The organism is Actinomycetota bacterium (genome assembly GCA_035540895.1).
Lineage (GTDB): Bacteria > Actinomycetota > JAICYB01 > JAICYB01 > JAICYB01 > DATLFR01.
Genome location: DATLFR010000226.1, coordinates 1 through 7,823, shown reverse-complemented (window position 1 = coordinate 7,823; position 7,823 = coordinate 1). Strand labels below are relative to the sequence as shown.

The following is a 7,823-nucleotide window of genomic DNA, read 5'->3' as shown; positions in this document are numbered from 1 at the left end:
GTGGGGGCCGGCACGGGAGCCACGGTCGGGAAGTGGGCGGGCGTCAGCCACGCGCGCCCGGCCGGGATCGGGACGGCTTCGCTCTCCGACGGCGAGCTGGTAGTGGGGGCGCTCGTGGCGTGCAACGCCGTCGGCGACGTCTACGACGAGCGGGGTGAGCCGCTGGCCGCCACGGGGGCCGGACCCGGCGCGACGTGGGAGGCTCCCTCCGGACGGTCGACGGTCCTGACGGTCGTCGCGACGAACGCCCGGTTCGACAGGTCCGCCCTCGGACACGTGGCCGCCATGTCGGACGCGGGGGTCGTCCGGGCCGTGCGCCCCGCGCACACGCCCTTCGACGGTGATGTCGTGTTCGCCGCCGCCACAGGTCGCCTGGAGGCGCCCGCGTGGGTCGTCGGCGAGATGGGCGCCGCGGCCGTCGCCGAGGCGATCCGGCGAAGCGTCGCCCGTGTCGGTCCCTCGTGACAGCCTCGCGCTGAGGGGAAGGAGGGGACGTGGAGACGCACACGATGACGCGCACAGACGTCGAGGCCCGGCTCGCCGAGCTGGCCCGGGCCGTAGAGGCGTGCCGCGCCTGTCCGCTGGGTGGTCAGCGGACGCGAGCCGTATTCGGCGTGGGCAACCCGCAGGCCGACCTCATGTTCGTCGGCGAGGCCCCCGGGTTCCACGAGGACAAGCAGGGGGAGCCGTTCGTCGGCGCGGCCGGACAGCTGCTGACGAAGCTCCTCCGGGAGCGCGTGGGGCTCGATCGGTCCGACGTGTACATCGCGAACACGCTCAAGTGCCGGCCGCCCGGCAATCGCGACCCTCTGCCCGACGAGATCGAGGCGTGCCGTCCCCATCTGCGTCAGCAGCTCAAGCTGATCCGCCCCCGGGTCGTGGTGACCCTCGGGAACTTCGCGTCGAAGCTGCTGTTGAACACGCAGACCGGGATCACCCGCCTGCGAGGGCAGCGCTATCCGTTCGGATGGGCGGTCCTGATCCCCACCTTCCACCCCGCGGCCGCGCTCAGGGGCGGAGCCGCCATGCGCGGTCTCGAGACCGACCTGTACGAGGTGCGGCGCGTCCTGGACGAGCTCCCGGCTCCCACACCTCCCGATCCGCAGCAGCTCGGCCTGTTCGAGACCACCGCCCTGTAGCCGCGACCGGCCGGGCATCGTAGTCTTGGCCGGATGCGCCTGCCCTACCTCACCGTCCGCACGCGGTCGGCCGACGAGACCCGCTCGCTCGGACACGAGCTGGGCCAGCTCGTCCTGCCCGGCGAGGTCCTGCTCCTGACGGGCGGTCTCGGGACGGGCAAGACGACCTTCATCCAGGGGCTGGCGCGGGGGCTCGGCGTGGATACGAGGGCGACCTCGCCCAGCTTCACGCTGATGCGCGTCTACGAGGGCCGGTACCCGCTCCTGCACGTGGACCTGTACAGGTGCGACACCCTCCACGAGATCGCCGACCTCGGGCTCGAGCAGATGATGGAGCCCCCCTGGGTCTCGGTCTTCGAGTGGGGAGAGAAGGCGGGGCCGCTCATCCCCACCGACCACCTCGAGGTCGAGTTCGCCTGGGACCAGACCGACGACGACACCCGGGTGCTGCAGTTCCGGCCGATGGGTCAATGGCAGGACCGCATGCGCGAGCTCTCCGACCGCCTCCGAGCGGCCGCGAGCGCCGAGGGAGCCGGCTGATGCTGGTCCTCGGCATCGAGACCTCCACCCCCAAGACGTCGGTGGCCATCGGGTCGTCCACCGAGCTGGTCGCGGGCTATCAGCTGGGGCGCGGGAAGACCAACGACCAGGTCGTCGTGCCTGCGATCGAGCGGCTGCTGTCCGATGCGAACCTCGAATGGCGGCAGGTCAACGGCGTCGCGGTGGGCCTGGGTCCAGGGTTGTTCACCGGCCTCCGTGTGGGGGTCGCGACCGGGAAGGCGATAGCTCAGTCGCTGGGTGTGCCGATCGTGGGTATGTCCTCGCTCGACGTGCTCGCCTACACGGTCCGACACACGCGGCGCCTGATCTGCACCTGCGTGGACGCGCGCCGCAAGGAGGTCTTCTGGGCCTTCTACCGGCCAGTCCCCGGAGGGGTCCAGCGCGTCACCGACTTCCGGTGCGCGGCTCCCGAGCACTGCCTCAACGAGATCGAAGCGATGGGGGAGCCCGTCCTGGCGGTCGGGAACGGGCCGCTCGTCTACCGGAGGGCGTTCGAGCACGAGAAGCGCCGCGTCGAGTTGGCGGGGACCGGCGACGCGGCTCCGACCGCCGTGCCTCTCATCGAGCTCGCCGTCCCCCGCTTCGAGCGGGAGGAGACGGACAGGCTCTCCGAGCTCAAGCCGATGTACATCCGAAAGACGGACGCGGAGCTCGCCTCCGGCCGGATGGGGCGGGCCTGATGGTCACCGAGCGCTCCCAGCGCGCGCTGGACATCTCGATCGTCGGGATGCGACGACGACACATCCCCTCCGTCCTGAGGATCGAGGCGCGCGTCTACCCCCGGCCGTGGTCGGCGGGTCTGTTCCTGTCCGAGCTCGCCCAGCGCACGAGCCGCGCGTACTTCGTCGCCCGCCACAAGGGGAAGGTGGTCGGGTACGCGGGGATCATGCTCCTGGGCGACGAGGGCCACATCACGAACATCGCCGTCGACCCCGACTTCCACCGCGGCCGGGTCGGGACGCGGCTCATGCTCCGCCTGCTGGACGAGGCGCGCGATCGCGGCGCGCGCGCCGTGACCCTCGAGGTCCGCAGGTCGAACCTGGGCGCCCAGGCCATGTACCGCCGGTTCGGGTTCCAGACGGTCGGACTGCGCCGCGGATACTACGTCGAGACCGGGGAGGACGCGTACGTGATGTGGGCCGAGGGCGTCTGGACCCCGGGGTACGAGCGGCGCCTCGCCGAGATCAGGGAGTCCCTGCAAGACGGACACGCCGAGGAGGACGCGTGATCGCCCCGGACGCCCTGGTCCTCGGCATCGAGACCTCGTGCGACGAGACCGCGGTGGCGGTGGTGCGCGGCGGACGCGAGGTCCTGTCAAACGTGATCGCGTCACAGGCTCGTCTGCACTCGCCTTTCGGGGGCGTCGTGCCTGAGATCGCCGCCCGTGCGCACGAGGAGTTGATGCCGCAGACGATCGACCAGGCCCTCCAGGAAGCGGGCGTGCGCATCGGGGACATCGACGCCGTGGCGGCGACGCGCGGTCCGGGGCTCGTGGGCGCGCTCCTCGTCGGTTTCTCGGCTGGGAAGGCCATAGCTTCGTCGCGCGGCCTGCCGTTCGCGGGGGTCCACCACCTCGAAGGACACGTGATGGCCGCGGTCCTGGAGTTCGGGGACCTCGAGCCCCCGTACGTGGCCCTGATCGTGTCCGGCGGCCACACGTCCCTGCTCGCCGTCCGGGAGCCGGGTCTGTACGCGCCGATGGGCGCGACCCTGGACGACGCGGCCGGGGAGGCGTTCGACAAGATCGCCCGTTTCCTCGGGCTCGGGTTCCCGGGGGGTCCGGAGATCGACCGGCTCTCGGAGCAGGGCGACCCGGCAGCGATCGCCTTCCCGCGGGCGATGTCCGGGCAGGGGCTCGACTTCTCCTTCTCCGGACTGAAGACGGCCGTGGTCAGGTACGTGAACCGGATGGAGAAGGAGGGCGTCGAGATCTCGCTCCCCGACGTGGCCGCCTCCTTCCAGGAGGCCATCGTGGACGTGCAGATCGAGAAGTCGCTCCTCGCGTGCGAGATGGAGGGGGTCAACACGCTCGTCGTCGGCGGGGGGGTTGCGGCGAACTCGCGGCTGCGCCGACGCCTCGAGGAGGAGGCCTCGGCCCGCGGGATCCGGCTGCTGGTGCCCGGACGGCGGCTATGCGTGGACAACGGCGCGATGATCGCCGCCGCCGGTCACGCCCGGCTCGTGGCAGGGGAGTCCACGCCGCTGGACCTCTCCGCCGACCCTTCGCTGCCGCTCCCGGCGCCCTCGCCGGCCTGAGCGGCCTACCCAGGGGGGCCCGAACGGGCCGTCGGGCATGGTCCGCCCGGGTGGTTCTGGCGCCCACGGCTTCAGCGGGGTAGACGGGAGCCGACTACCTGTATGCAGGCGCACCCCTCCACCGCGGCGCTCCCTCCCCGGGAGCGCCGCGGGCTTTCCCGGCCCCAGCCGCCCTCCTCCGATGGGTAGCACTCCTGCGGTTGACGTGCTGGCACTCTGGTCATTAGAGTGCTAACCGCTGGGAAGATCACATCCGCACCCAAGGAGGTTGCGTTGGCTACGAAGACCCGCACGAAGCTGGTCCCGCTCGAGGACCGTATCGTCATCCGGCCGCTCGAGGCCGAGGAGGTAACGGCGTCGGGGCTCGTCATCCCCGACACCGCCAAGGAGAAGCCCCAGGAGGGCGAGGTCCTGGCCGTCGGCCCGGGCCGTTTCGACGAGGACGGCGAGCGTCGCATCCCGATCGACCTGGCCGTCGGTGACCGCGTCCTGTACTCGAAGTACGCCGGGACCGAGGTCAAGATGGAGGGCGAGGAGCTGCTCGTCCTGTCGGCACGCGACGTCCTCGCGAAGATCGAGAGCTAGGTCATGCCGTCGAAGGACCTCAGGTTCAGGACGGACGCGCGCGCCTCGCTCGAGGCGGGCGTGGACCGGCTCGCGAACGCCGTACGCATCACGCTCGGCCCCCGGGGGCGCAACGTCGTCCTCGAGAAGAAGTGGGGAGCGCCGACGATCACGAACGACGGCGTGACGATCGCGAAGGAGGTCGAGCTCGAGGACCCCTTCGAGAACCTCGGCGCCCAGCTCGCCAAGGAGGTCGCGTCGAAGACCAACGACGTGGCCGGTGACGGCACCACCACCGCGACCGTGCTCGCCCAGGCCATGGTGCACGAGGGCCTGCGCAACGTCGCCGCCGGTGCCAACCCCATGGGGCTTCGCCGGGGGATAGAGAAGGCGGTCGCGGCCGCGGTGGAGGCCCTGCGCGGCCAGGCTAAGGACGTCACCGGGCGCGAGCAGATCGCGCATGTCGCGTCCATCTCCGCGGCCGACGCCGAGATCGGCGACATGATCGCCGAGGCCATGGAGAAGGTCGGAAAGGACGGCGTCATCACGGTCGAGGAGTCGCAGACCTTCGGCCTGGAGCTCGAGACGGTCGAGGGGCTGCAGTTCGACCGGGGCTACATCTCGCCCTACTTCGTGACCGACCAGGACCGGATGGAGGCCGTCCTCGACGACCCATACATCCTGCTGGTCAACAAGAAGATCAGCGCGGTCTCCGACCTGCTCCCGCTGCTCGAGCGCGTCGTGCAGGCCGGCAAGCCGCTGCTCTTGATCGCCGAGGACGTGGAGGGCGAGGCCCTGGCCACGCTGGTGGTCAACAAGATCCGCGGCACCCTGAACGCGGCGGCCGTGAAGGCTCCCGGGTTCGGGGAGCGTCGCAAGGCGATGCTCGAGGACATGGCCGTGCTCACGGGTGCGACCGTCGTGTCCGAGGAGCTCGGGATCAAGCTCGAGAACGTGGCGCTCGACCAGCTGGGCCGGGCCCGCAAGGCGGTCGTCACCAAGGACAACACGACGATCGTCGAGGGGGCCGGCAACGCCGCTGACATCCAGGGCCGCATCAACCAGATCCGGGCCGAGATCGACCGGTCCGACTCGGATTGGGACCGCGAGAAGCTGCAGGAGCGGCTGGCGAAGCTGTCCGGCGGCGTCGCGGTGATCAAGGTCGGGGCGGCGACGGAGGTCGAGCTCAAGGAGAAGAAGCACCGGATCGAGGACGCCCTGTCCGCCACGCGAGCCGCGGTGGAGGAGGGCATCGTCCCCGGCGGTGGGACGGCGCTGCTGTCGGCGGAGGACGCCGTCACGCAGACCGCCGACTCGCTCGAGGGTGACGTCCGGACAGGCGCCCTCATCGTCAGGCGGGCCCTTCAGGAGCCCCTGCGTTGGATCACCACCAACGCCGGGCTCGAGGGTTCCGTCATCGTCGAGCAGGTCCGCAACCAGAAGTCGGGCTTCGGCTTCAACGCCGCCACGAACGAGTTCGTGGACATGTTCAAGGCGGGCATCGTCGACCCGCTCAAGGTGACGCGGTCGGCGCTGCAGAACGCCGCCTCGATCGTGGCACTCCTCCTCACCACCGAGGTGCTCGTGACGGAGCGCAAGGAGGAGGAGGAGACGAACGGGCACGGCCACCACGGCCACTCCCACTAGCCGAACGGTCCGCAGGGGTTCAGGGCCCGGCTCCCACGAGGGAGCCGGGCCCTTGCGGTCCTAGAGAGTGAAAGTCTCCTCGCTCCACTGATGGGCGCAGGACCGGCAGACCTTGTCTCCCAGTGCCTTTGAGAGCTTCTTCGAGCCACAGGCGGGACAGGACTCGGCGCGCTGCGACCAGTCCGGCCGATCGGACTGACAGTCAGGGCAGACGAGGACCTGCTCGTCGTCGACTACCGCTCGGGTCCACGGCGAAGGACCCTTGGCCGGGTCGGTCGCCAGCCGTCCGCATATCAGGCAGCTCGCCACGCGCTCAAGAGTAGGACGCGGGGGAGCCGGCGGGAAGCCCCCCGGACGTGAAGAGGGAGGCCCGGTCGGGGCCTCCCTCCATCGAACCGTCCCGGACGCTCAGGCGGCGCGGCCGAGGCGCGCCTCGGTCCCGGATGCCTGGCCCTGGTAGCGGTGCGCCCAGTCGTGGAACAGGGCCAGCATCTCGCGCCACACGTCGGCGAGGGCCGACATGAACAGACCCGTGGCGACGAGGCCGATCGTGGCGCTGCGGACGTCGATGCCCCACGCGGCGAAGACCGAGTAGTCGAACAGGAACGCGTAGACCACGCCGACGATGGCCGACGTCAGGACCGTCATCCCCCGGCCGAGCTCCTTCGGGCTGAGTCCGCCGAACAGGTCGACGGTCTTCAGGACGAGCGCCCCGCCGAGCAGCAGGATCGCGAACTCGTACATCTGGCACCTCCTTCGCGGCTCCGTAGCCGCTTCGACGCGAGACAGACCCGCGATCGCGCGATAAGGTTTCAGCGGTGTCATTCATCGTTCGCTAGTGTTGCGAGTTGTTTGACGCGCCCGCCCGCGTTCGGGTAGGCAGGAGATGCGCCCCGTCCGGGGCCCAAGACCAGAGAGCTCCCATGAGACGCATGCGACACGCAGCGCCCATCCTCTTCGCCGCGATCATGATCGTGGGCTCTGCCGTGCCCGCCCCCGCCCAGCAGGGCGATGTGGCCTCGAAGAGGCGCGAGGCCCAGCGGCTCGAGGCGCAGATCTCCGAGCAGGCCACCCGCCTCTCCGCCCTCACGGAGGACTTCAACGAGGCGGCTGTGGAGCGCGAGCGCCTCGACGCACGCATCGCGAAGCTCCGCCAGGACCTGGACCAGGCCGAGCGGACCTGGCAGGCCCTGCGGTCACGGCTCGGCGAGCGCGCGCGCGTGCTCTACAAGCACCCGGCCCTGTGGGCGGAGCCCTACCTGTCCGCCCGCAGCGTCAGTGAGATGGCCCGCGCGCAGACCCTCTCCCGCGCGGTCGTCATGAACGACCAGGATCTGCTCCTGCAGACCGAGAAGGCCAGGTCCGAGCTGAAGGCGGCCGAGCAGGACGTGGCGTCCGCCCAGTCGTTGGCGCGGGCCAAGGAGCGGGACATGCAGGCGCGTCAGACGGCCGTGCAGCGTGAGCTCCGGGCCTACCGCGCCTCCCTGTCGAACGTGTCCGGCGAGATAGCCGAGTTGGTCGAGGCGCAGCGGGCCAGGCGGGAGACGGCGGCAGTGTCCACGCGCGCCGAGGCCGCCATCGCCGCGACGGCGCCCGCCGTCGGGGGCGCTCCCCGGTCCACATCCTCGCCGGCTGAACCCCGTCCCACCTCCACCC

General features: G+C 70.8%; 10 protein-coding genes. 9 read left to right on the top strand and 1 reads right to left on the bottom strand.

Features of this window, described 5'->3' with window-relative positions; genetic code table 11:
* From VM840_12485 to groL, 8 genes are all read left to right on the top strand, one after another.
* Nucleotides 1–465: P1 family peptidase (locus VM840_12485; GenBank protein HVL82397.1), on the top strand; the 465-nt coding region annotated here is incomplete at its 5' end.
* Between the two features lie 29 nt (nt 466–494).
* Entirely contained in the window at nt 495–1,139 is a 645-nt protein-coding gene (locus tag VM840_12480) for a uracil-DNA glycosylase (GenBank protein ID HVL82396.1), read from the top strand.
* Nucleotides 1,140–1,172: 33 nt separating this feature from the next.
* Nucleotides 1,173–1,679, top strand: coding sequence for a tRNA (adenosine(37)-N6)-threonylcarbamoyltransferase complex ATPase subunit type 1 TsaE (tsaE, locus tag VM840_12475; GenBank protein HVL82395.1), 507 nt, complete (start codon nt 1,173–1,175; stop codon nt 1,677–1,679).
* Nucleotides 1,679–2,380, top strand: coding sequence for a tRNA (adenosine(37)-N6)-threonylcarbamoyltransferase complex dimerization subunit type 1 TsaB (gene tsaB, locus VM840_12470; GenBank protein HVL82394.1), 702 nt, complete (start codon nt 1,679–1,681; stop codon nt 2,378–2,380). The genes tsaE and tsaB overlap by 1 nt, the downstream gene beginning before the upstream one ends.
* Nucleotides 2,380–2,928 carry a ribosomal protein S18-alanine N-acetyltransferase gene (gene rimI / locus VM840_12465; GenBank protein HVL82393.1) on the top strand — a complete coding sequence of 183 codons (549 nt, stop codon included), beginning with the start codon at nt 2,380–2,382 and terminating at the stop codon, nt 2,926–2,928. Before tsaB ends, rimI begins: the two co-directional genes overlap by 1 nt.
* Entirely contained in the window at nt 2,925–3,956 is a 1,032-nt protein-coding gene (gene tsaD / locus VM840_12460) for a tRNA (adenosine(37)-N6)-threonylcarbamoyltransferase complex transferase subunit TsaD (GenBank protein HVL82392.1), read from the top strand. Before rimI ends, tsaD begins: the two co-directional genes overlap by 4 nt.
* A gap of 273 nt (nt 3,957–4,229) precedes the next feature.
* The gene (groES, locus tag VM840_12455) at nt 4,230–4,541 is read left to right on the top strand and encodes a co-chaperone GroES (GenBank protein ID HVL82391.1); all 312 of its coding nucleotides are present in this window, start codon (nt 4,230–4,232) and stop codon (nt 4,539–4,541) included.
* 3 nt (nt 4,542–4,544) lie between these two features.
* Nucleotides 4,545–6,167: a chaperonin GroEL gene (gene groL / locus VM840_12450; GenBank protein ID HVL82390.1), complete on the top strand. Its 1,623-nt coding sequence runs from the start codon at nt 4,545–4,547 to the stop codon at nt 6,165–6,167.
* A gap of 408 nt (nt 6,168–6,575) precedes the next feature.
* Here the strand turns inward: groL and VM840_12445 are convergent, their stop codons facing one another.
* Nucleotides 6,576–6,911, bottom strand: coding sequence for a hypothetical protein (locus VM840_12445; GenBank protein ID HVL82389.1), 336 nt, complete (start codon nt 6,909–6,911; stop codon nt 6,576–6,578).
* A 188-nt stretch (nt 6,912–7,099) separates the two neighbouring features.
* Here VM840_12445 and VM840_12440 point away from each other — a divergent pair.
* Nucleotides 7,100–7,823, top strand: a 724-nt coding sequence (locus VM840_12440) for a hypothetical protein (GenBank protein ID HVL82388.1), incomplete at its 3' end; no start/stop codon positions are given.